Origin of the sequence: Streptomyces sp. NPDC001634 (genome assembly GCF_040298185.1) — a bacterium.
Lineage (GTDB): Bacteria > Actinomycetota > Actinomycetes > Streptomycetales > Streptomycetaceae > Streptomyces.
In genome coordinates this window covers 20,977-43,331 of record NZ_JBEOZU010000049.1, presented here as the reverse complement: position 1 = coordinate 43,331, position 22,355 = coordinate 20,977, and the positions used below count along the sequence as shown (strand labels likewise).

The 22,355-nt window shown below is 69.1% G+C and carries 23 protein-coding genes and 3 pseudogenes; 12 read left to right on the top strand and 14 right to left on the bottom strand.

Annotated elements, in window-relative coordinates; all coding sequences use genetic code 11:
- Positions 1 to 184: 184 nt before the first annotated feature.
- Positions 185 to 1,645 carry an alginate lyase family protein gene (locus ABT186_RS28735; protein WP_351927515.1) on the top strand — a complete coding sequence of 487 codons (1,461 nt, stop codon included), beginning with the start codon at positions 185 to 187 and terminating at the stop codon, positions 1,643 to 1,645.
- A 45-nt stretch (positions 1,646 to 1,690) separates the two neighbouring features.
- Here ABT186_RS28735 and ABT186_RS28730 read toward each other — a convergent pair whose 3' ends face one another.
- Positions 1,691 to 2,089, bottom strand: coding sequence for a hypothetical protein (locus tag ABT186_RS28730; protein ID WP_351927513.1), 399 nt, complete (start codon positions 2,087 to 2,089; stop codon positions 1,691 to 1,693).
- 347 nt (positions 2,090 to 2,436) lie between these two features.
- On the opposite strand from ABT186_RS28730, the gene ABT186_RS28725 reads away from it, so the two are divergent.
- The 3 genes from ABT186_RS28725 (at position 2,437) to ABT186_RS28715 (ending at position 6,804) form a co-directional block, all read left to right on the top strand.
- Positions 2,437 to 4,374 carry an autotransporter gene (locus ABT186_RS28725; RefSeq protein ID WP_351927512.1) on the top strand — a complete coding sequence of 646 codons (1,938 nt, stop codon included), beginning with the start codon at positions 2,437 to 2,439 and terminating at the stop codon, positions 4,372 to 4,374.
- A 176-nt stretch (positions 4,375 to 4,550) separates the two neighbouring features.
- Positions 4,551 to 6,317: a sigma-70 family RNA polymerase sigma factor gene (locus tag ABT186_RS28720; protein ID WP_351927510.1), complete on the top strand. Its 1,767-nt coding sequence runs from the start codon at positions 4,551 to 4,553 to the stop codon at positions 6,315 to 6,317.
- A 142-nt stretch (positions 6,318 to 6,459) separates the two neighbouring features.
- A complete protein-coding gene (locus tag ABT186_RS28715) occupies positions 6,460 to 6,804 on the top strand; it encodes a hypothetical protein (protein ID WP_351231645.1) in 345 nt (114 codons plus the stop codon).
- A gap of 724 nt (positions 6,805 to 7,528) precedes the next feature.
- On the opposite strand, the pseudogene ABT186_RS28710 reads toward ABT186_RS28715, so the two are convergent.
- Positions 7,529 to 7,840 (bottom strand): annotated as a pseudogene (locus ABT186_RS28710) (TerD family protein); the annotation flags it as partial.
- Positions 7,841 to 8,350: 510 nt separating this feature from the next.
- Here ABT186_RS28710 and ABT186_RS28705 point away from each other — a divergent pair.
- From ABT186_RS28705 to ABT186_RS28690, 4 genes are all read left to right on the top strand, one after another.
- Positions 8,351 to 9,283, top strand: a complete 933-nt coding sequence (locus ABT186_RS28705) for a zonular occludens toxin domain-containing protein (protein WP_351927508.1) — start codon at positions 8,351 to 8,353, stop codon at positions 9,281 to 9,283.
- Positions 9,284 to 9,454: 171 nt separating this feature from the next.
- Positions 9,455 to 10,075 (top strand): DUF5753 domain-containing protein, encoded by a 621-nt coding sequence (locus ABT186_RS28700; protein ID WP_351927506.1) that lies wholly within the window; start codon positions 9,455 to 9,457, stop codon positions 10,073 to 10,075.
- A complete protein-coding gene (locus ABT186_RS28695; RefSeq protein ID WP_351927504.1) occupies positions 10,051 to 10,239 on the top strand; it encodes a DUF397 domain-containing protein in 189 nt (62 codons plus the stop codon). The genes ABT186_RS28700 and ABT186_RS28695 overlap by 25 nt, the downstream gene beginning before the upstream one ends.
- A gap of 20 nt (positions 10,240 to 10,259) precedes the next feature.
- Positions 10,260 to 10,625 (top strand): NUDIX hydrolase, encoded by a 366-nt coding sequence (locus tag ABT186_RS28690; protein ID WP_351927502.1) that lies wholly within the window; start codon positions 10,260 to 10,262, stop codon positions 10,623 to 10,625.
- An 81-nt stretch (positions 10,626 to 10,706) separates the two neighbouring features.
- On the opposite strand, the gene cyaB is transcribed toward ABT186_RS28690, so the two are convergent.
- Together cyaB and ABT186_RS28680 are read right to left on the bottom strand one after the other, a co-directional pair.
- Entirely contained in the window at positions 10,707 to 11,261 is a 555-nt protein-coding gene (cyaB, locus tag ABT186_RS28685; protein ID WP_351927500.1) for a class IV adenylate cyclase, read from the bottom strand.
- A gap of 17 nt (positions 11,262 to 11,278) precedes the next feature.
- Positions 11,279 to 12,037 carry a helix-turn-helix domain-containing protein gene (locus ABT186_RS28680; RefSeq protein ID WP_351927499.1) on the bottom strand — a complete coding sequence of 253 codons (759 nt, stop codon included), beginning with the start codon at positions 12,035 to 12,037 and terminating at the stop codon, positions 11,279 to 11,281.
- Positions 12,038 to 12,231: 194 nt separating this feature from the next.
- Here ABT186_RS28680 and ABT186_RS28675 point away from each other — a divergent pair, with 194 nt between their 5' ends.
- The 3 genes from ABT186_RS28675 to ABT186_RS28665 all read left to right on the top strand — a co-directional run bounded on the left by ABT186_RS28675 (position 12,232) and on the right by ABT186_RS28665 (position 13,823).
- Positions 12,232 to 12,726 carry a hypothetical protein gene (locus ABT186_RS28675; protein WP_351927498.1) on the top strand — a complete coding sequence of 165 codons (495 nt, stop codon included), beginning with the start codon at positions 12,232 to 12,234 and terminating at the stop codon, positions 12,724 to 12,726.
- A 303-nt stretch (positions 12,727 to 13,029) separates the two neighbouring features.
- On the top strand, positions 13,030 to 13,467 hold the full coding sequence (locus ABT186_RS28670; protein WP_351927497.1) for a type II toxin-antitoxin system CcdA family antitoxin: 438 nt from the start codon (positions 13,030 to 13,032) through the stop codon (positions 13,465 to 13,467).
- Positions 13,468 to 13,595: 128 nt separating this feature from the next.
- Entirely contained in the window at positions 13,596 to 13,823 is a 228-nt protein-coding gene (locus ABT186_RS28665) for a LexA family protein (protein WP_351927496.1), read from the top strand.
- 17 nt (positions 13,824 to 13,840) lie between these two features.
- Here the strand turns inward: ABT186_RS28665 and ABT186_RS28660 are convergent, their stop codons facing one another.
- From ABT186_RS28660 to ABT186_RS28615, 10 genes and pseudogenes are all read right to left on the bottom strand, one after another.
- Positions 13,841 to 14,560, bottom strand: coding sequence for a hypothetical protein (locus tag ABT186_RS28660; RefSeq protein ID WP_351927494.1), 720 nt, complete (start codon positions 14,558 to 14,560; stop codon positions 13,841 to 13,843).
- A gap of 540 nt (positions 14,561 to 15,100) precedes the next feature.
- The gene (locus ABT186_RS28655; RefSeq protein ID WP_351927543.1) at positions 15,101 to 15,595 is read right to left on the bottom strand and encodes a hypothetical protein; all 495 of its coding nucleotides are present in this window, start codon (positions 15,593 to 15,595) and stop codon (positions 15,101 to 15,103) included.
- Positions 15,517 to 16,143 carry a leucine zipper domain-containing protein gene (locus ABT186_RS28650; protein WP_351927492.1) on the bottom strand — a complete coding sequence of 209 codons (627 nt, stop codon included), beginning with the start codon at positions 16,141 to 16,143 and terminating at the stop codon, positions 15,517 to 15,519. Before ABT186_RS28650 ends, ABT186_RS28655 begins: the two co-directional genes overlap by 79 nt.
- Positions 16,144 to 16,186: 43 nt before the next feature.
- Positions 16,187 to 16,744 (bottom strand): annotated as a pseudogene (locus tag ABT186_RS28645) (ATP-binding domain-containing protein); the annotation flags it as partial.
- Positions 16,722 to 17,018, bottom strand: a complete 297-nt coding sequence (locus tag ABT186_RS28640; RefSeq protein ID WP_351927490.1) for a hypothetical protein — start codon at positions 17,016 to 17,018, stop codon at positions 16,722 to 16,724. The pseudogene ABT186_RS28645 and the gene ABT186_RS28640, both read right to left, overlap by 23 nt.
- Before the next feature lie 45 nt (positions 17,019 to 17,063).
- Complete coding sequence (locus ABT186_RS28635; protein WP_351927488.1) at positions 17,064 to 17,900, bottom strand: hypothetical protein; 837 nt, start codon at positions 17,898 to 17,900, stop codon at positions 17,064 to 17,066.
- 68 nt (positions 17,901 to 17,968) lie between these two features.
- Positions 17,969 to 18,370, bottom strand: a pseudogene (locus tag ABT186_RS28630) (hypothetical protein).
- Positions 18,371 to 18,502: 132 nt separating this feature from the next.
- Complete coding sequence (locus tag ABT186_RS28625) at positions 18,503 to 19,087, bottom strand: TetR/AcrR family transcriptional regulator (protein ID WP_351927487.1); 585 nt, start codon at positions 19,085 to 19,087, stop codon at positions 18,503 to 18,505.
- A 118-nt stretch (positions 19,088 to 19,205) separates the two neighbouring features.
- Positions 19,206 to 20,000, bottom strand: a complete 795-nt coding sequence (locus tag ABT186_RS28620; RefSeq protein ID WP_351927485.1) for an alpha/beta fold hydrolase — start codon at positions 19,998 to 20,000, stop codon at positions 19,206 to 19,208.
- A 131-nt stretch (positions 20,001 to 20,131) separates the two neighbouring features.
- On the bottom strand, positions 20,132 to 21,031 hold the full coding sequence (locus ABT186_RS28615; RefSeq protein WP_351927483.1) for an SDR family NAD(P)-dependent oxidoreductase: 900 nt from the start codon (positions 21,029 to 21,031) through the stop codon (positions 20,132 to 20,134).
- Between the two features lie 437 nt (positions 21,032 to 21,468).
- Here ABT186_RS28615 and ABT186_RS28610 point away from each other — a divergent pair, with 437 nt between their 5' ends.
- Complete coding sequence (locus tag ABT186_RS28610) at positions 21,469 to 22,350, top strand: hypothetical protein (RefSeq protein WP_351927481.1); 882 nt, start codon at positions 21,469 to 21,471, stop codon at positions 22,348 to 22,350.
- The last annotated feature ends 5 nt before the right edge of the window (positions 22,351 to 22,355 follow it).

Sequence of the window (22,355 nt, the reverse complement as noted above, 5' to 3'; positions counted from 1 at the left end):
GGCGCCGTTCGCCGCTCGGGGAGCCCATGAGCGCCCATTGAGACTGGCGGCATTCGCGCGCAGACCTGCCCTGGTCGCGCTCCGCGGCCGAGGCGGGGTGCCGGGCCCCATGGCCCGGCGGCCCTCTGCACCACGGCCCGTCCAGTTTTCGTGATCGGCGTCCGCCCTCACCCGTCTCATAGGCATGCATGTGACACGACAGATCAGCCGCCGCGCCATACTCAAGGCCACGGGCGTCGCAGCCGGAGCCGCCTCAATCGCCACCGCCGCCACCCCCTCGGTCGCGGCGGGCGGGGCCTTCGCGCACCCCGGCCTCCTCCACACCGGCGCCGACCTCGCCCGTATGGCCGCCAAGGTGAAGGCCGGCGCCTCCCCCTATACCGCCGGGTACGCGAAGCTGACCGCCAACCGGCATTCGCAGAGCGGCTGGACGCCCAATCCGCAGGCCATCGTGTACCGGGGCGTGGAACTGCGCCCCCGCAGCACGTGGCCGCAGAACTACGGGATCCTCTACAACGACATCCACGCCGCGTACCAGAACGCCCTGCGCTACCACGTCAGTGGCGACAGCGCCCACGCCGACACCGCCGTCGCGATCCTCAACGCCTGGTCGGCGAAGCTGACGAAAGTCGGTGGCAGCGCCGACCGGTTCCTGGCCGCCGGGATATACGGGTACCAGGCCGCCAACGCAGCCGAACTCGTCCGCGACCACAAGGACTTCCAACTCGAGAGATTCCAGAAGATGCTGCTCGACGTCTTCTACTCGGTGAGTGAGGACTTCCTCGTCCGCCACAACGGCACCCCCGCACCGCACTACTGGCCCAACTGGGACCTGTGCAACATCGCCTGCACGCTGGCCACCGGCATCTTCTGCGACGACCAGGCCAAGGTCGAGCGGGCCGTCGAGTACTTCAAGCACGGCGACGGCATGGGCGCGATCAAGCACGCCATCCCGGTCGTGCACGACGACGGGCTCGCCCAGTGGATGGAGGCCGGGCGCGACCAGGGGCACTCGCTGATGGGCGTCGGCCTGATGGGCACCATCTGCGAGATGGCCTGGAACCAGGGCATCGACCTGTACGGCTACGACGACAACCGCTTCCTCAAGGGCGCTCAGTACGTGGCCAAGTGGAGCCTGGGCGGAAATGTGCCGTACACGCCCTACGCCCGGGTGGACGAGCGGCCGGGGATCCAGCACCCCACTGCGGTCGCTCCCGCCAGCCCGACGCAGATGCGGCCGGTCTGGGCCATGGTCGCCAACCACTACACCAAGCGGCGCGGGCTGTCCGCCACATACCTCACGCAGATCGCCGCCAAGGCCGCCCCCGAGGGTGGCGGCGGGGACTACGGGCCCAACAGCGGCGGGTTCGACCAGCTCGGCTTCGGGACGCTGGCGTTCACGCGGGACAAGGCGACGGACACCAAGGCCACCCCGAAGCCCGCCGCTTCGGCCTCGGGCGCCGCCTCCGACTCGCGGCCTCAGACGGCGGCCACCGCATCGGCCTCCCCCACCGCGGGGGGCGGCCTCGCCGCGACCGGCTCCGGGGAGATCGTCGGGTGGACGGCCGCTGTGGGCGTCACCGCCGTCGCCGGCGGCCTGCTCTTCCTGCGCCGCCGCGACCGGGGGCGCCACGGGGCGTCGTAGCAAGATGTAGCACATTCCCGGGATCTGTTACATCCCGACCATGTGTCACATCGCCAGGGGCTCCTCCAGGGTCTGGTCCGCGAAACCGCGTGTATCCGGCCCTGGCCCCCGGTTCCCTGTCGGCTGTCCTGCTCGCCGGGACGGTCCATCCGGCAGAGGTTGCTCGGCCCAGATCGTCTTGCCGCGGCGGACGATCAGCCGCATGCCCTTGGGCCAGCCGTCGCGGGCGTTCAGGTAGGTCAACTCCCGGCCTGGTAGCCCGCTTGGACGTCGCCGTCCTGTGTCAGCGAGGTCTCCCACGCCTGCTCGGGGAGCCTGCGCGAGCAGCATCCACACATGCCAGAGCACCCGCCGCCGTACCTTCACGATCCGCATCAGGGTCTTGCCGTCCAGTTCGGCCAGCAGGCGGGGCATCGTCGAATACGAGGCCGCAGGGCCGAACACGGCCCTGACGGTGGAGCCGAAGCTGCTCGGCCTCCAACAGGCTCCACCGCCCCCGCATGCCCGACCTTCTGTTGTCAGGGCGTCAACTCACCCCATTCTGCTGAATGACCAGGGGTAACCGCGGCGTTGCACGCGACCCGCTCGCGCTTGTCCTGAACCGTTCCCCAGGACCCGATGCCTTCCGTGTGCCAGGTGGGCAAGTCCGCAATGCCCCTGGCGCCTCGTCCGCCCCGACGGGCGACGTAGGTGGAATGGAGAACTTCTCCGGGTTTTTGAGATCCCGGTGGCCGGCCACCGGTCTTCACGTCCGTAAGGATCACCAGCACTTCAGGAAGCACCCTGACTCGATGAAGCGATCTTGGCACCTTGTCCTGGCGTCGGCTCTCGTCGCGGGAGCCGTCACACCGGTGGTTGCGGTGGGCAGCGCGGTCGCCGCAGACGGCGACATCACCTCGGCCGTCCTGGCGAACCGTGATGTCGTCCTGACCGGCGACGCGGTCGTGCGCGTCCCGCAGGGAACCCATACGTACACCGGCGTGATCAGCGGTGAAGGAGCCCTTCGCGTGTCCGGCACCGGCACGCTGGTCCTCGCCAAGGACAGCACCTTCACCCTGCCGCACTCCCGGCAGCGCCAGAGGGTGCAGGTCCCGGGCGGCAACCACCCGTACGTCGTGGTCGGCAGTCCCGACGAGCCCGCTGTCACCGTGGACGCAGGGGCAACCCTCCAGTACGGCACCGGCGGTACGACCGGCCTGATCGGGTCCTTCCCGTACAACACGCCCGGTTACCAGCAGAACCAGGACAACATCCGGGTGGACGGCACACTGCGTCTGTCGCTGACCCGGCTGTTCAACCTGGGCATCATCAGCGGCTCCGGCCTGGTCACCCAGCCCCGGAACATGTGGGGAACGCTCCAGATCTGCGGCACCAACCCGTTCTCCGGCATCTTCGACAACGGCACGGGCGTCAACTTCGCGAGCACCACCTGTGCCGCCGAACTGCCCAACGCCCGCTCCGTCGTCAACCGCGGTTCATGGATCATCGACACCCCGCTCAACCACACTGTCGTACAGCGGCAGAACTTCTACAGCCACGAGTACGGCAACGACGTCAACGTGCACTCCCGCCCGGGCAGCAAGGTGATCCTCACCGGCGTCTACAGCTGGAGTGACAGCGGCGACGGGGCGGCGCCGTCGCTGAGCGACCTCGGACTGAACTGGCGGCCCGTGGCCCACAAACTGAACAAGCGCGGCACCAACATCGAGGGCGCCGACGTCCAGTGGGGCGACGGGACCACGCACCGGATCTTCATGCCCGGCACGGCGCAGACGGTCTACATCAACCTGCACGCCAGACGGCAGCGCTCCCGGCTCACCTTCGACTACAACGGACCGGTGACCCTGGGCGCGCCCATCGGCGGCGGCATGTATCACGACACCCTCGGCGCTCCCGGCGCCGGGGACGTCGTCATCGCCGGCACCAGCGGCAACGACGTGACCTTCGCAGCAGCGCAGTACTACGACGGATCCACCACCATCGACAGGAATGCGACCCTCCGTCTCGGCTCCGGGACCGCGGGCGGCGACGGAAGCCTCCACACCGGCGGAGCCCTCGACAAAGTGATCGACAACGGTTCACTCGTGCTCCGCAACACCGGGACACCCACCTCCCTCCCGGCGGTGACCGGTACCGGATCGGTGACGCAGAGCGGAGCCGCGGCCACCACCGTCACCAGCGCCGCCTACACCGGCGCCACCACCGTGGCCAAAGGCAGCCTGATCGTCTCCGGGACCTCTCTGCGGACATCCAGCGCGGTCGCTCTGACCGGTTCCTCGGCCGTCCTGGATCTCAGCAAGGCACGCGACACGACCCTGCGCAGGCTGCGGGTCGTCACAGGCGCGAAGATCCTTCTTTCCCGGAACTCCCCTGAGCTGACCGTCGGTTCGACGACCGCAACAGTCTCCGGCACCGGTCTCGCCATCGGCGGGGCACGCTTCTCCGTCAGCCGGGCCGGAGCCCACACCGTGCTCACCGCCCTCACTCCCACCACAGCCGCACACCCGTCCTCCGCCGCGACAGGACCGGCGCCCTCCCCGCCCCGGACCGGCCGAGCGGCCACCACCCTGGGCGCCTCCACCGGCACCATGGCGGACACCGGCAGCAACTTCGGTGCTCTGTGGGCCGTCACAGGACTGGCGGGCGTCGTTCTCGCCGGCGTCGCCGCGGTCTTCGTCTTCGTGCGCGGCCGCTCGCGTCTGCGTACGTCCCCGCGTCACTCCCGCTGATCCCCGGCCGCCACGGAGTCCACCGGCCCGCCCATGGCTGTCAGCGCTCACCCCTTACGATGAGATCGCTGCCACGGTGTGTGTGATACCGACGGCGATTGCCCGAGGACCCCCGCAACCCGGCTCGGTCGGCGCGAGCGGGGCTTCGTACCCGCGTCAGGTCGAAGGGAGACCCGATGCCAAGGCATGCCGCGCCCGCGGCCGACGTGATAGCCGCGGCTCGGGCCGGCGATCGCGGCGCCCTGGAAGAGCTCAGCTCCCGGACGCTTCCGCTGGTCTACAGCGTCGCGGCGCGTGCGCACCCGTACCGCGACGACGTCGACGACATCGTCCAGGAGACGATGATGCGCATCCTGCGCGGCATCGGGGGACTGGAGCGCCCGGAGGCGTTCCGGTCCTGGGTGATCACCATCACCGTGAACGAGGTCCGCGACCACATCCGCAGGCGCGGCAGGAGGGAGACAACGGGAGCGGCGTTCGACGCGGCTGAGCACCGGCCCGACCCGGCCGCCGACTTCGCCGAGGGGGTCATCCTCAACCTGCGGCTGTCCGGGCAACGCGAGGAGTCCGTGCGCGCGACCCGTTGGCTCGACGAGGACGACCGGGAGCTGCTGTCACTGTGGTGGCTGGAGACGGCCGGCCGGCTCGCCCGGGCCGAGCTCGCCTCCGTTCTGGACATGACCGGCCATCAAGCGGCTGTACGGGTGCAACGCATGAAGGAGCGCCTGCACACCTCCCGCGTCATCGTCCGAGCCCTCGCGGCCAGGCCCGCATGCGGGGAACTGACCCGGCTGACCCTGGACTGGAACGGGGCCCCCAGCGGCCTGTGGCGCAAACGCCTCGGCCGCCATGTGCGGCAGTGCCCGCGGTGCGTGCGCCACGAGGAAGGCATGCTGGCCCCGGAAGGACTGCTGGCGCCCCTGGCCCTCCTGCCCGTGCCGGCGGCACTGCTGGCCTGGCGCCCGTGGCTGTCCGCGGGAACGCACGCCGCGGCGGCCGGCCATGCCGGCACCACGGCCACTTCAGGCAGCGGGGGTTCCGCGACGGCGGGGACGGCAGGGACCGCAGGGACGAGCCTCACCGCGAAGGCCGTGGTGGCGGCGAGTGCGCTGCTCGCCGTGGGCGGTGGCGTCCTCGTGTACGCGGCCCCATGGTCCAGCCCGTCGTCGCTTCCGGCCACCGCCCCGACGGCTTCCGGCCCGGCACCCGCGCCCTCGCTCACCGCATCCGCATCACCGTCACGGCCGGCACCGGTACTGGGCTCGGCCGTCTCGCATCCCTCGCCCCGGCCGCGGTACGGGTCCGTGGTCGACACCGTGGACAGCGCGCCACCGCCGGACCGGCCGCCCGCCGCATTGCCCCACCGCCCGCAGACCACGGTGACGATGACGGGGCTCAAGAGACACCTGGACGGCTACCAGCTCGTCCACCGCGGGGACACGGTGGTACTGCGCGGGAAGGGCTACTTCACCGTCCACTGGGACGTGATGTACGGGCTGCGCCCCGGGCTGCTGACCATGCCCTCGTGGACCGGACTGCAAGGAAGGCTGTTCCACGTGGCCTCGGGCGGCGGCCACCGCATGGACGACCGTCAGCCGGGCGCGACCGCCGGCGGCACCTGGATGGGCAACCGGCAGCAAGGACTGATCATCCTGCCGCCGGGAGCCCAGCAGATGTGGCAGAACGAGTACTACTACCTCGACGGCAGCGTCACACTCCACCTCAACGAAACCCAGGCCGACTACAACCTCGACGTCCTGCCCTCCTCCTGGCAGCAGACAGCCGACGACATCGCCAGTCCCCCGGCCCCGGACTCCGCCGACCGCGAACGGTACGGACTCGTGCGCGACACCGGCCGCGACGACGCCCCCGTACCGCAGTACACCACCCGCTCCACGCCGACCGACGCGGGCACCGTGCCCCAGCGCTCCGTCGTGTCCTGACCATGGGCGGTTGCCCAGGCGGGGCGGTGCCCTTGCCGAAAACTTATCCGCCCTGGGGGGAGCCGGTGTGCGGTTCGGCGACCGCGGCCGCTTGCGCCTTTGCTCTCCCGCAGTTGGCGATCGCTGCGCATGGTGATCGGCCGTGCTGCTGCGACTGGCCTATTTCGGCGTCACGAACGCGTTCGCCATGCTGCGTCTGCCGGCGATGAGCGACAGGGACAAGGACGTCGAGATCCTCGTCCTGCGCCATCAGATCACCGTCCTGGACCGCCGACTCGGCAAGAAGAGGGTGCGGTTCCACCCGGGTGATCGGGCATTCATGGCGGCGCCGCTGCACCAGCTCCCGAAGGACGTGCTGCCCAGGCTGCGGCTGCTGATGCGTCCGGACACGGTGCTGCGGTGGCACCGCGACCTGCTCGCGCGCCGCCACGCCGCCGCCTCCCAGCAGCCTAATGGGGCTTATCGGGTCGTGAGTGAGACTCGATGAGTGGCCGCCAGCAGCTGAGCACTCCTGATCACTCCCGAACCCCCAGACGAACATCTGGAAAGCGTGTTGAGGGTTGCCCCTTGCTGCCGAGGCGTCCGCGTCGCAACCCGCCCGAGTGGGACCGCCTGGCCGCCAGCTGCTCCTTTGCCCTCCAGGACGCTGGCTTCGTGCGCGCGCGATGCGTGAGCGGACTGTCCGGCACGGAGCGTCATGCGCGGGATTGAGTACACGGCCCGCATGTTGCTGACCAGGGAAAACAACATCAGGTAGCACCGACGAGCGCACCCGGCTACTCTGCTCGGCCGAACGTGGCCGCCCGCTGGGCCACCGCCACCCTCGGACCGCATACGCTGTCACAGGAGTGTGCATCTGCAATGCCATCACGTCAGGCACATCCCGCACCCGCAGGTGCAGTACCGCAACGGAGCAGTCGAGCCCCCGCACACCGTCCCCTTGTGGGTCCGTGCCCAAAGCGTGCCCATAAGACCGGGCAACAACGGTAAACAGCGGCACGAAGCCAGCCCTCCGAAGCCGCTTTGCGGCAACATAACTGCAGGTCAGAAGCAGTACCGCCATCCAAGCGCCGTCGCTTCCCAAGCTGAGAGCGCGAGTTCGATTCTCGTCACCCGCTCCAAAAGAAGCCCCCAGGTCAGAGACCCGGGGGTTCTATGTTGTCTTGTTGCTCCCCTTGATCAGGACGACCGTCTTCTGCCCCGAACCTGTCTCAACCCGTGGCAGATCGTTCTGCGGACTGCGTCCGTCGAGGTGCCGGGCGGTCCAGGTGGGCCACCACCGTGGCGTAGAACCGGTGCACGGCGTCGTCGACACTGCGGATGAAGCCGGACTCGGCGTTGCCACGGCTGCTGCCCATGCCCTTGAAGAGAGACAGACGAAAACCGGTGATCTGCGTGCCGTTCTTCGGCAGCATGTCCGCGGGCTCCGGGCGCAGCCGTTCCAGTGTGCCTCGTGGGCCTCCTGCCTCGCCTTCCACCAGTGTTTCGATATGGAGGTCGGCGGGAGCTTGAGCAGGGCGTCGTCCCCGACGAGAACGCCATCATGCGCGCCCCGGGCGCCCTGGGCATGCCTCCGCTGAACAAGGCCATCAAGGAGGGATGGCAGCCGCGTTGGGTGCAGCCCACGGTGCGGCTCGGCAACGGCTACCACTCGCAGCTGCAGCTGCCGATGGGCGTCACGGTCGAGATGGTCAACGGCAAGAAGAACGTCCTGGCCCACAACCTGATGCGCGAGCCCGTCGAGGTGTGGCCGACCGAGCCACCCAAGATGCCTGGCATTCTCGACTTGTGGGTGGCTGACCAGGGCTCTCTGTCCGGCCCGGTGCCGGCTTGGCCGCTGCTGCACGAGGGCACGACCGACTACTTCAAGGGCGTCCCAGTCGCCGTGTCGCAGCGCGGTGAGCCGATCATTGGCCAGTTGATGGGCAAGAACTGGATCGTCGGCGGCATCATGGGCTCGGGCAAGACGTCCATCGTCGTCGCGCTGCTGCTCGGCGCCATCCTCGACCCGCTCGTCGAGGCCGAGGTACGTCATGGCGGCGAACGTCGACTACGACCCGCTCAAGCCACGGTTGAAGGCCCTGGTCAAGGGCGACGATCCCGAGCAGCTGAAGGCGGCCCTCGACCGGCTGCGCAGCCTGACGAACGAGGTCACCGAGCGCGGCAAGCTGCTGGAAGAGCTCGGCGGCGAGTCGACCAAACTCACGCGTGAACTCGCTATGAAGGACCCGCGGATGCGGCCCCGGGTCGTCGTCTTCGACGAGTGCCACGAGCTGTTCATGAGCAAGGAGTACGGCAAGGAGGCCGCTGAACTGGCCATCCGTGTCATGAAGAAGGCCCGCAAGACGGGCATCACCCTCATCTGGGTCACCGTGTCCCCGACCGCGGACAGCATCCAGCGCGACGTCACCCGCAACACGTCGCACCGCGTGGCGTTCGCCGTCGCCGACCAGGTCGCCAACGATGGGTTGCTCGGGTCGGGTAAGTACAAGGCCGGCATCCGGGCAACGGAGCTGGTCCCCGGGCAGGACATCGGTACCGCGGTCACCTACGGGTTCACATCCAAGCCGTTCGAGATCATCCGTGCCCACTACGTCGAGCGCGACCCGGAGAAGGGCATCGACGAGGTGACCCCGGTCGTCGAGCGGGCGATGGGTCTGTACGAGGGCACAGGGCCCGTGGACGTGCCCGCGTTCGAGCCGGCCGACCCGCTCGCCGACATCCTCACCGTCCTCGGCCAGCAGCCCCGGATGCGTACCCAGGACGTCCTCCACGGCCTGATCGACCTCAACCCGACCGAGTACGGCGCCTGGTCGTTCCGGGACCTGCGGCGTGTCCTCGACGAGTGCGGGCACGGCGAATACAAGACAGGCGGCGGCGTCATGCACGTCAGCCGGCAGCGCATCGTCGACGCCATCGCCGACCGCGAAGCGGACGCCGAGGACGACCCCGACGACGCGTTCTGACCGGAGGGAGTTCTCCCTACCCGCCTCCTCCCCCTGCCTCCCTGTACGTGACCTGCGTAAATGCCCAATCAGGGAGGCAAGGGAGGCGACTTCGGGAGCGGCTGGGAAACGGGAAACAGCCGCCTTCCGGTCCCCTTCCACGCCTCCCTCCCCCCACTTTGAGAGGACATCGTGACCGCCATCTTCGAATCGCCCGTGGAGACGCTCGGCGACCACATCGCCCGCCTGCACGCTGTCGAGGCCGTGGCCGAAACCGTGCAGATCTGGCAGCCGCTGTTCATCCCGGGACTGCTGCAGTCCTACGCCTACGCCGTAGGTGCGATCCGCGCCACCAGCCCGGCTCTGCCGCTCGAGGTGGTCGGGGAACGCGCCGAGGCGCGCCGACACCGACTCGACCAGCTCGGCCATTCGGGCACCCGAAGCGTCGTCGCCATCGTCGACGAATCGGCCCTGCACCGGCCCGTAGGCGGCTACGCGGCACTCGTCGACCAGCTGGAGCATCTCCTCGCCGCCGAGGCGCTGCAGCCGTCCGTGACGGTCCGCGTACTGCCGCAGGGCATCGAAGCCCACCCCGGGCTCTCCGGCCCCTTCACGATCTACAGGGCGGCCGGGAAGCGGGCGGTGTTCGTGGAGGCTCTTACTGAATCGTCGATCAGTACCCGACCCGAGGACGTCGCCGCCTATGGTGGCGCCTGGGATCGGCTCCTCGGCCTGGCGCTGCCGCCGCGGGAGTCGATGGAACTGATCCACGGCGTAAAGGAGACCCTGTGCCGCAGGCTGACGGCCCGCTGATCTGGAAGACGTCCACGTACACCGACAGCGGCAGCTGCGTGGAATGGGCGCGGCCCGCCTCGGGCGTCCTGGTGCGGGACACCAAGTGCCGGGAACGCGCCACCGTTCCGTTCAGCGGGGACGCCTGGCGGGCGTTCTTCGACTGGGCGAGGCTGCCCGGGTGAGCGAGGGTTCAGCTTTGGCGATGGCGGTTGTCGTCGACGGCGGCAAGCTGCTGATGATTCGCCGCGCCGTAGCCGAGGACACCCTGCTGTGGGCGCTTCCAGGCGGCCGTATCGAACCCAACGAGACAGCAGGGCAGGCGGCCGTCCGAGAGACGCTCGAGGAGACCGGGCTGACCGTCGAGGCCGTCGAGGAGCTCGGGGAGCGCGTGCACCCCGACACCGGCCACCGCATCGCCTACGTGGCATGCAGGGTCCTCGAGGGCGCTGCACATGCCGCATCGCCCCGTGAGGTCGCCGCAGTCGCGTGGGTGGCGCCCGATGAGATCTCTCATTACGTGCCGCGGGGCCTGTATCCACCTGTACAGGCCTACCTAGATCGCCTGTAGCCAAGGCCCCCTGAACGGTCCTCACGACCGCGCAGGGGGCCTTTCTTCATTTCTGGGGTGGGAGCTGGCTCCCATCCTTGGTCAGCGGCGCTGCGCGGCGACGGCGTCCGTGTACAGCTCCCGCGTCAGGTCCTCGGGCCCGATACCGAGGTCGGCGAGGACGGCGCGGATGTCGTCGAGTGCCGCGCTCACCTCGTCTTCGTCTACGAGGGTCTCGACCTCGAGGAACGTGCCATCGATCTCGGTGAGCCGCACGAGGGTGGCGAGCATCTGCCGGCCGCGGGCCTCGAAGTCGTAGTTGCGGCAGCGCTTCTCGAACGCGATGACGGGCACGTAGCCGAGCCCGCGCAAGATGGCGTGGGTCGCCTCGGAGTCCTCGACGCGGGTCTCGTGCTCGGGCTTCGACCCAGAGTCGACGTCGACCATGGCGCCCTTGTGGGTGAGGACCGTGCGGATTCCATCCGCGCCATGGACGGTACGCACGCGCAGCTCCTCGCCCGCTTTCTCCAACGAGCCGTCCGGCCGGTCGTAGTAGCTGTCCTGGTAGACCTCGACGCGGGCCGTAGCCAGCTGGTCGAGCTGCCGCATGACCGCCTCGGGCGAGTGGACGCGGGCCTTCAACTCCGCTTCGATCACCAGCGGTTCCCCTTCCTTCAGACCGTGCGCTGCGCGCCGTCGATGACCGCCTCGAACATCCTGCGGAACCCCCGGAACAGGGGCCCGTGCGGCGTCTCCATCACCTTGTACGTCGCCGACTCGTGGCCTTCCCACCCGGCGTCGAAGGCGCCGACGAACATGGTGGAGTCCGTGCGGATGAGCCGCCAAGTGGGCAGCATCCGGTACCGCCATACGCTGATGTCGCACGCGTCCGCGAGTTCCTGCAGCCGCGCCTCGGCGAGCCGGACGCCGGCGGCGAGCGCCTCGGGAGACTCCCCGATCTCGGCCGCCCGCTGCGCCAAAGCATCGCTGTCGGGGTCGAGGAGCGCGATCCGCACCCGGAGGCCCTTGCCGCCCTGTTCGCGCGGCAGGCAGGCGCGTAGCAGGCTGTCGTTCAGCCCGATCAGACCGAGGCCGCGCACGGCCAGGACGTCCAACTCCTGTGCTTCGCGGGCCTGCTGCTGGATCTCCTCGGCCGCGGAGTTCTGCGCGGCGTATACGCGGACGACTTCGGGGAACGCGGCGAGGTCGAAGGCTGCGCCGCCGGATCGCTTCTCGCGGCTGGCGGCGAGGCCGAGCAGGTGACGGGCGTCGTCGGGCATGAGCAGACCGTCTGCGATCCGCTCGTACACGTCGAGGCGGGAGACTTCGCGGCGCCCGTTGATGATCTCGTTGACGCGGGCCTGCGTCATTCCGGCCGCCATGGCGATACGGGCCTGGCTGGCGCCGGCGTACTGCTGCACGTAACGGAACACGGCTCCTATGTCCCGCGCGCGTAAGGCCTGTCTGACCTCGGCGCGCTCCCATGCCCACTCTGGCAGTTCAATCGGCTGCAGCGCGGTCCCCATGGTGCGGCCCCCGTATCCACGAACGGGATGGGAAAGCATCCCACCGTGAGATTACCGGTCGGGTATCGAGTCGGCACCGCCCGTCACCCGATGGTGGCTGCATGGTGAAAACACCCCCGCTGGAAGTGGGAACCGCCGGCCGGTCGCTGGACTGGTTGCCCGTCGGCCGGACAGTGTCGATGCGCCCCGCCGGCGAGTGGTGGGACGCCGTGAGGGTTCCGCGCGCCATAGCGCTGGAAGCCCTCGGCCGCCTCGGAGCGAACTCCGGGGCGGTCATCAAGGACCCGGGCGGCGGCATCCTGTACTGGCTTGTCCCTGCCAGTCACGCCGACGACTGGCAGATGCCCGAGGGCGCGCGGATCGCCGTCCTCGGTCAGCCGGACCACGTCGCCGTCCCGGGCCCGCAGCGCACGGCCGGCCCGCACTGTGGGGGCCCGATGGGATCGACAGGTTCACCGGACCAGTACTTCGTAACCTGCTACGCGCTGTTGAGGGGCTACATCCAGCTGTCTTGGTACTTGACGATGGGCGGCTATCCCCGTCAGACCAGTTCGAGGAGGGTTTCAGTCAGGCCGGGTTTGGCGTATCGGACCTGATCTGGTGCGCCCGCGAGATCCTCAGCACACCGGACAACACGAGCGCAAGCCACCTGCGCCCCCCGTTTCACGACTACACGTGACCGGACGGCCGTCGTCACCCTCCCCCGGCTGTGCCATATGCGTGCCACATCTCATGAAAGGCCACTGGTCAAAGCCGCCTAACCGCATCCCCTATGCGATTGGGGGGTTGCGCTCAGCGGCCCCCAAGTCCCTGATTCCTGGAGCCTCTCGCCGCTTACACACTCGTTGTGTAATGCTGAGTTGTGTAAGCGTTACACACTCGAACGCAGGGGCTTCGCCATGCGGATGAACATCTCAGTGCCTGACGAGCTCGCCGAACAGGTACGCGCCCGCGATCTGCCGATCTCCTCGATCTGCCAGGACGCGCTGCGGAAGGCCGTAGACCTCGCCGAGAAGAAGGAGCAGATCATGACCGACATGCAGGCCGTCGTCGAGCGGCTGCGCGCCACGCAGAACGAGGAGCGGCAGCGCCACATCGACGAGGGGCGCGAACTGGGAATCCTCTGGGCCAAGCAGTACGCCACGGCGGACGAACTGCGGCAGGTCGCCGAAGGCGATGGAGAGGACTACGAACGCGGGATCGGCTCCGGCGCCGGCATTGCGGAGTTCTACCAAGAGGTGGAGAACAACTACGACGAGGAGTACCAGGAGGAGCACAACGACGCCTTCGTTGAGGGCGCCCGCGAAGTCTGGGAAGCCGTCAAGCATCTACTGTGAGGCACTGCTACGCCAGCGCATGATCCTGACGCCCCGCACGGCCACCAGACCGTGCGGGGCTTCCATGCGCCCTACTACCCCTTCATCCGCCTTGCATCGAAATTCAAACAAGCGCTCTAATCGGGAGCATGGCTGACGACCCCGGCGAAGACCTCACCGAACGACAAGAGCGCATCCTCGCCTGCATCCGCGAGACGATCGCCGCGTTCGGCGAGGCGCCCTCCGTCCGCGAGATCAGCCTCTACGTGGGCATGCGCAGCAAGAGCGGCGTCCACTACCAGCTGCGGCAGATCGAGAAGAAAGGGCGCATCGTCATCGAACCCGGCCGGGACCGCGGCATCCGGCTCGCCCGCTGAGACGGATGCGCTCGCGCCTACGTCAGACGCTGAGCTCGATGGTCCGTGTAAACGTCGTACTCGCCTTGATCCAGAATGCGGACGGGAAGCCTCCTGCTGACGGGCACGATGCCGTCCGCAACGAGGGTGACGACGAGGGCGGTGCCGTTGGGAACGAGCTCCCTGACCCCGTCGAAGTCGAGTGACGGAAGCGCCCGTGACCACTGGCCATGGACGATGCTTTCGGTTCCGCCATCCCACTGAAGCGCCGTGATCCCGACCTGGCCGGTAAAGGTGACCGTTTCCCAATCCGGCTGCTCTCCTAGTCCTCCCAGCCCCTCAAGCTCGATCCGGACGCCCGGGTTCTTGGCGGCATACACACTCGCGTTCTTCAGCGTCACCGTCGCCCAGGTCTGCTTGAAGCTCTGCAGCTTGCGCCGTTCCGAGCTGCTGTCTTCGTCGTGCTCTGCCACAAAGACCGGTTCGTTCGGGAAACTGAAATTGAAGGTGATCTCAATACCCAGGTCCGGGCGGCCGGTGGACGCTCGGTAGGCCAGCAAGGCAACGACGGCGGCAACTGCGGTCAAGAGACAGGTATAGATCACCAGGGCCGTGTTCAGGAGGACTGCTCGGTCGTCCGTGCCGAGTCCCAACGTCCAGCCAGCGAAGATGACGCCCAGCACAACAGCCGTGCCTACTGCGATGGTTGCGAGCGTCGCAACGGTGGTCAAGTACCGGAGGTCGCGGAAGCGTTTCACGGAGGGAGTGTCCCAGGCCCGCCTGGTCTTCTGGAGCGATGGCAGGGCCATGAAGGAGCCGGGCCCCATCGGGAGGCCCGGCAAGTCCCGAGCACCCAGAACGGCGGGACAGCGGCAGCTTAGAGTCTGCGCCCGTGCGCCGTGGGGGTCATCGGCTAGGGCTTGGGGAGCAGCTCTCCGGTTGGAAGAAGCAGTCAAACGCCTCGCTGGCCGCAGCGCTGATCTCCGGACCCGAGGGGGCAGGTTCGGTGATGTTGGTGGGCATTGGGCTCTGACACCACTGTGACGCCGGATGGTGGGCGCACCAACTTCCGGCCTTGAAGCTCGGGGTCGGAGTCTTCGGTGCACTTGCAGAGGACGATGCCGAGGGAGCCCGCGGCGATGTGCCCGGCTTTCCGCGGCCGCCCATGACGATCGCGACAACCACCGCGGCGGCGATGACCGCCACTGCGGCCAGAGTCCAGATCCGATTCATCCGTGCTCCTCCGCTGATAGCCGCCTCAACCTGGTTGGTCCCGCGCCCACGCTGACTTCTCGAAGTCAGCAGGCAGGGCCGACCGCCACCTGAACCTTCTTGAGGCGCTTGGCCGGTGTGGCGTCGGCGTCGTACCCCGGATTGTCGGACGCCCACGCCGCCTCGGTACAGGCTCCGGCCACGTTCGGAGACGTCCGCTGAATAGTCGTAAAGGTTGACTCGCAGTTCGGGTATCCGTTACCGCCGAGGACCTGCGCGCTGTCGGGGACGCCGGGGACCTTCATCCACACGATGACGTCCCCCACGGCCGGGCATTCCTTCGCCGACTTCGACGGGGACGGCTTCGGCTTGGCCGCGGTCCGTGCCGTGTGCGTGGGGGCAGCCGCGGAATGGCTGCTCGATGGGCTGCTTTTGGCGGGCTTGCCGATCGGGTCGTGGGCGGTGAGGGTTGGCTTGGGTGTGCCGCTGCTGCAGGCGGCGGTCAGCAGTACGGCGGCGATGGGAACGATGAAGCGGCGCACAAGGCCCCCCTTGGCATTGCGGGAGTTGCGTGCGCCCACGGTGGCAGCTGTGTACGGAGCGCGCGGTGTTGTTGCCGGACCGTGACGCCCCGTCGTGTGCACGCGGCTGCGCCCCGCCGCCGTTGAGATGGCAGCCGGGCGCAGCATTGGCGTGAGGGACGGCCCTCAGCGCCTGTACGCCGGGTACGTCGCGGGGTTGCGCATGCCGCGGCGAGGCGCCGGACGAGCCGTTTCGCCCATGTGAGGACCAGATACTCGACGCCCTCCAGGACGTCTTGGGTGATGCCGTTCAGGCGCTTGAGGTCGGCGGCGAGCCGGGCGGGCCCGTGCTTGGTCTGCCGCCGCAGCGCCTCGATCAGGTCCGCGACGTCCTCCGCGGTGCGGGCCGGGCTCGTGGCAGGCCGGGAGGAATGGTCCACAAGCCCGGCTTCGCCGTGTGCGCGCCAGCGGGCATACCACTTGGCCGGGCAACGGCGGGAGATCCCGGCCTCCGCCGCGACGTGCGCGACCGGACGCCCGGCATCCACGCGCTCACATGACCGGCGACGCCCTTCCCGCGTCAGCGGGGCGTTGGGATGTCTCGCCATATCAGCCCGTCGAGGTACCCGCTCCGAGCGTCCATCAGAGGCGTCATGAGGTGTGCTGTGACGCCGCGTGTACGGCGATCGTGCACAGTCTCTTGGTTGCACGCGTGAGGGCGACATACAGGTCGCGCTCGCTGCCGGGGCGGGCCGCGGCGATCTCCTCCGGGGCGACGACGACGATCGCGTCGAACTCCAGGCCGCGGGCTTCGGAAGCCGGCACGAGGCGGGCCCACTGCGCTACATCCGCGGACGCCAACTCCTCGACCCGGTCGTCCGCGCAGATCACGGCGAGCAGGTCGCCCGGGTGCGATGCCGCCTGCCCCCGAAGCTCCCCGGCCACGGTGGTGGCGACGGAGTGCGGGCAGGCGGTGAGGTGGCGGGGAGGATCGCCGTGGCGGATCGACCGGCTCGGCGTCTGACCGGGGGCGATCCGCGCCAGCAGGCCGTGGGTGCTCGCAAGGATCTCCTGGGTCGTGCGGTAGCTGACGGTCAACGTGTGCACGAAGAACCGGTTGCCGAGATGCGGACCCAGCGCCTGGGACCAGTCGCCCGCCGCCGTCGCAGGGCCCGCCTGGGCGAAGTCACCCACCAGCGTCATCCAGGGAGGTACGCAGGTTCGTCAGGCGCAGGTTCGCCTTCCCACCTGCAAGCGGCTGGATCTGCACCGAGCCGCTGGTGGAGTGCTCGTGAGAGATGAAGCTGCCGGACGCCAACAGCGCGGCAGCAGCTCCCTGTTGGCCGCCGACCACGGGAGCCGCCTCATCCACGCGGTGCGTGGTGAACAGCCGCCAGGGCTGGAAGAGGTAGAGCCCGACGGCCGCCACGACGACGACGGCGGCAGTGGTGATCCAGAGGACCGGGCGCTTGGTTCGGCTCATGGGGATTTCCGTTTCTGATGGGTGTTCACGCGGGCCGTCGGTTGTTCAGCACTGCTCGGCGGGGCCCGCTCGCTCCTGTTCGGCAGTGGAGCGCCCGGCCCTCTCGCGGCGCAGCGCGTCGGTCTCGTCGCGGACGGCGTCGAGTCGGACCTCGAGCAAGCCGACCCGCTCGCGGTAGCGCTCCAGCTCGGCCCGGACGAATGCGGCGTCCGCCACCAGGCGGGCCGCCTCCTCGCGGATCGCCGCGGTCTCCTCGGCGAACTTCTCCTGCGCGGCGTCGAGCGCGGCGACGGCCATGTCCGCCGCCTTCTCGGCGAGCGCGGCGCGCTCCTCGGCGGCCAGGATGCGCTGCGCGGAGGCGCGGGTGACCGTCTCGATCCGGGCCTCGGCCGCCGCGGAGTCGGTGATGATCGCCAACTCCTCGATGTAGACAGGCAGCTCTGAGGCGAGTCGCTCGATGAGCGCGACCAGGGAGTCGCGTGACCGAGCGTCCTGGTCGGCCTCGACCGTCACCATCGCTGTCATAGCCGTCATCTCACTGGTCATGGCTGCCGCCGGGACCTGCTCGGACGCATCGGCGACGGGGGCATGTCCGGGCTGCGGGGGCACCACCTCGCCGGCCGGGACCTGCCCGGCGACCGGCGCCTGTGCCCCCTTCGCCGCCCCCTCGGCCGCCTTCTTGGCCTCGGCCGCCGCGCGCTTGTCCTCCTTGCGCTGCTGCCGCTTGGCGCGGAACTTCCTGAACGCGCCGAGAGCGTTGTGCTCGGGGTGCCCGCAGTAGCGGGGCGCCGGCCCCTGCGCGTCGGGTGCGTGCGGCTCGGGCGGCATGGTGCAGCCCGGGTAGGCACAGGTGGGGGCGGTCTCGACGGACTCGACGGTCATGTTCGGCCTTTCGTTGATGTGTTGGCGGTACTGGCTGATGTGTTGCCGGTGCTCTCTGGTACTCGGGCTCAGCGGTATTCGGGATTCTCGAAGTCGAACCGGCACCCGGCGTCCCACTGCGACCGCTGGTTGCCGTGCGCCGGAATGCCACCGGCGTCCTTGAGCAGCCGGGCCAGGTGCAGCAGGTTCCACGTCATGAACGTGGTGCTCCTGTTGGTGAAGTCGTTGGCTGTACAGGACGTTCATGGCGCAGTGCGTGGCGCCGTCCTCGTTTCCCAGCCGTGCTCGGTCATGTCCGGCCACACGCCGGTGGCGATCTCGTGATCGATCGGCCGCAGGTACTCGACCTGAACGCCCTGCTTCTCCATGATTCGCGAGCTGAGGTCGATCAGGCCGTGCGTGTGGCTGCGCTCCGGGCTCTTCTTCAGCGTGCAGTTGAGGAACAGCGCACGCAGGTCGTCATGGCTCATACCCCTCAGTGCGGCGCGCGCGTCGGACGTTACAAGTGACGCTCGAACCGTTCACGCCCGCCAAGTCCGGCCGAGGGGACGGGTACGGATCTGCCGGGGACGGTCGGCCCGCCCTGGGCCGTGGCGGGCCGCTCAGGTGTTCGGTGGCGTGGCGGTACGCATGCCCCCGAGCAGGGTGGCGAGGTAGCGGTGTGCGGTCTGAATGCGGTCCGCAAGGGTGCCGCCGTGGACGGTGACGGCGTGGGCGATGCCGCACATGAGGGGGACGAGGTCGGTGGCGGCGAGGTCGGGGCGGACGGCCCCGGCGTCGCGGGCCCGCTCGAGGAGCGTGGTCCCGGTCGACTGGAGCGACTTCTTGAGTTCCGTCGTGCGTGGAAGGGCGTCCGTGGTCGTGGCGGCGACCGGGGGCAGGGCGGCATCGGTGATTTGTGTTTCGACGATGCGGGACAGGAAGTTCTCCAGGGCGCGCCCGTGGTCGGTGTCGTCCAGGGCGTGCCGGCCGTGTTCGGCGAGGGCTTCCAGGCAGGGGGTGGCGACGGTCTCCAGTAGCGCCTCGGGAGTGGGGAAGTGCCGGTAGACCGTGCCGACGCCGAGCCCCGCCCGGCGTGCGACGTCGTTGAGCTGCAGTGCGGTGCCCTGATCGACCAGGTCGCGGGCGACGGCGACGATCCGCTCCCAGTTGCGGGCGGCGTCCTTGCGCAGCGGTGTGGTCGTCATGGGGGAACAGTCCAGGTCGCTCATCTCGAGGCAGGCTTGCCGTCCGATCATATGCGGGCGTTTCCGGGTGACGCGCCCGCCGTGGGGGCGGGTCGAGCAGCCCGCCCCCGCGGGGCTGTCAGCGCTGGTCGCGCTGCCTGCCGAGGAAGCCGGTAATGATCTCCAGCCAGTGGTTCGGCTGCTCCAGGAAGGGCAGGTGTCCGGTGGGGAGCTCGGCGGTCTGCGCTCCGGGGATGGCCGCGGCCAGGTCGTACTGGAGGGCGGCCGGTATCAGGGTGTCGGCGGTGGTGACGACGACCAGGGTCGGGGCGGTGATCGCGGCGAGGTCGTCGCGGACGTCGGCACGGCGGACCAGGTCGACCTGGGCGCCGGTGCCCGGCGGGAGGGCGGCGGCGGTCTGCTCGGCGGCCGCCCGCACCTGGGCGGGAGTGAGGGAGTTCAGCAACGGCGCGCTCACGGCCAGCTGGGTCAGGTACTGGGCGAGCAGGAGGTGCTGTCCGGTGTCGTAGAGCTGGTGCCAGATCGCGGCGGCCAGCTCGGTGCGGGTGTCCACGCGGGCGAAGGTCGCGCTCAGGACGAGCGCGGTGACCCGCTGCGGGTGGCGGACGGCCGCTCGGATCGCGACCGGGCCGCCGAGCGAGTATCCGCAGAGGGCGAACGTGTCGAGCCCTTCGGCGTCCGCCGCGGCGACGAGCTGGTCCGCCATGAGGTCCAGCTGCAGGGGCGTAGGCGTGGTGGGGGTGTGCCCTGAGCCGGGGTAGTCGACCCCGACGACGGTGTGCTGCGCGGCGAGCCCTTCCATGATCGGCCCGTAGTTGGCGTCGATACCGCCGCCGGCGCCATGGGCGAGGAGGAGGCCGGGGCCGGAGCCGTGAACGGTGCGGGCATAGGCGGTCGGGACTGCGTTGGTCATGTCGTGTCCTCGGTCGGGTGGGGATTGGGGCGGCGGTGGTGCGGCGTGTCTCGGGGGCGGGCGCGCGGGGTCGACACGACCGCGTGACGGGTGGCCGGCCTGTCGGCGTTACGGGCGTTGAGGGCGAATGCTCACGCGTCTGCGCCGGTCGGCGTGGGTGCGTGGGCTTCGCTGAGCCGGCGCACGGCCTCGGCGAGGCGGCGGTCGGTCGCCGCGCGAAACGGGGCGACCGGGTGGCTCTGGGAGCCGATGACCAGGCCGGTCCGTCCGGTCAGCGCGTTGTCGGTGGCGGCGACGATCGAGGGCCTGGCTGCCGCCGACGCCGGGCCGGAGGTGGAGCGCTCGAACTTGCGGCGTACCAGCGGCCACAGCAGCCGCAGCGGCGGGGAGACGATCTTCGGGTCGGTCAGGGTGCCGTTGGTCATCTCGGTCGCGGCTCCTCCGGGGTCGGCGGCGAAGACCGATACGCCCGTGCCGGCCAGTCGGGCGGCCAGGTCCAGGGTGTACGCGAGGTTGGCGAGCTTGGCGCGGCCGTACCAGTGGAATCCGTAGTAGCCGCCGGGCGGCTCGACAGCGTCGAACACCCGCTTCCCGACGGCGACCGCGCCCGAGGTCACGTTCACGATCCGGCTGGGCGCCCCGGCTGTGAGGGTGGGCAGCAGCAGTTCGGTCAGCAGGTACGGCGAGAGGTGGTTGACGACGAAGGACGCCTCGACGCCGCCCAGCGTCCGGTGCTGCGGGAACATCGCTCCGACGTTGTTGACCAGCACCGTCAGCGGTTCCCCCGAGGCGGCGTGGTCGGCGGCGATCCGGTCGGCGAGCGCGCGCACCTGGTCGAGTGAGGAGAGGTCGGCGGACAGGAACTGGCCGGCGCCGTCCGGACCCGCCGCGTTGATCCGCTTGACCGCTCTGGCCCCCCGTTCCGCGTCGCGCCCGACCACGGTGACCGCGAACCCGGCAGCGGCCAGACCCAGCGCCGTCTCCAGGCCGATGCCCCCTGTCCCCGCCGTGACCACAGCTGTCTTCGTCATGAGCTCCTCCACTCCAACAGGAAACCGGATAGTCCATCCGGTTGATCGAGACGCTAGCACACATCCGGATCGCCTATCCGGTTAGGCGTCACGGGCCCGTCTACACGGCTTGGGCCGTCGCACGGGACGTCGTCCGCCCCATCCGCCCCTGTCGGCGCTCCTCAACGTCGCCGTGACGTACAGGGGGGCGCATGCGTCAGAACTTCGTAAGGTCGCAGGGGCAGTTGAGGCCGCTCTGTACCCGGTAGCGTCCCGAAATGAACCAGCGGCACCGAACGAAACAGTCCGCACTTCGACGCAACGGAATACGAAAGGGCTCGACCGCACAGAGAGCTGGAATAGCGAAAAGGGCATGGACGGTAGTCGGTGCGACTGTCGCCTTAGCGGTCGGCGGAATTCTCACGGCTCCCGCCTCCCAAGCCGACGACGCCACTCCCATGACCGTCACACCGGCCCAGACCGCCGCCCCGACCACACCCGGCCAGAGTGAAATCCCGAGCACCACCCAGGCTTTCGACGGGGACTACGTCGTGGTGGGCGGTGCGAGCATGTTCGTCGGCAACTGCTTCAACGCCAGGGAAGTCAATGTCGCCAGCCGCCACTACCGTGACTGCGGAGTCGAACGCGCCGCGCTCAACATCACCGACCGCGTACTCACCGAGTACGACAGGGAACATCTCTTCCTCGGCAATGACTTCAACGTCCGAGGCGGCACCATCAACCTGGCGGGTGGCGTCTACCAGGGCAACCGCTTCGTGGCAAACACCATCATCATTCAGGGCGACGCGCTCTTCGTAGGCCGCAATACGTTCGAAGGTCAGGTGTTCGTCAAGGACCCCAACCAGATCGTCGGGCAAATCTACCGAGTCGACGACATCACGACCACGCACCAGGGCCAGGTGGCATCCCGGGGCCGTGATCTGTTGCGTTGCACCAACACGCTTCTCGAACCCCAGGTATTCGGCCAGTTCGACAGCGCAGGCGAGTTCGCGAACCCCTCCATGGACGGGCAGGTCCGTATCCACAACCTGATCGCCGCCGGGGGCGTGAACGACGAGGTCGGGCGTTGCGCCCAGCTGCTCGGCGAGGACGACTACGCGCACTTCAGCGCCATTGCCACGGTGGACGGCCCGCGGAACCCCGCTGTGACCGACGGCATCACGCACGCCGAACTTGAGCTCTTTAGGGACGAGTTGACGGAGTGCAGTGAACAGATGCGGATCGCCTCGGCGCACGGTCCGGGAGCGGCACTCGCGGCCCTGCTCGACTGCGGACAGTCGAAGACGGTGCAGGGCAAGCCGGAGGCGTCGTCCCACTGATGCCC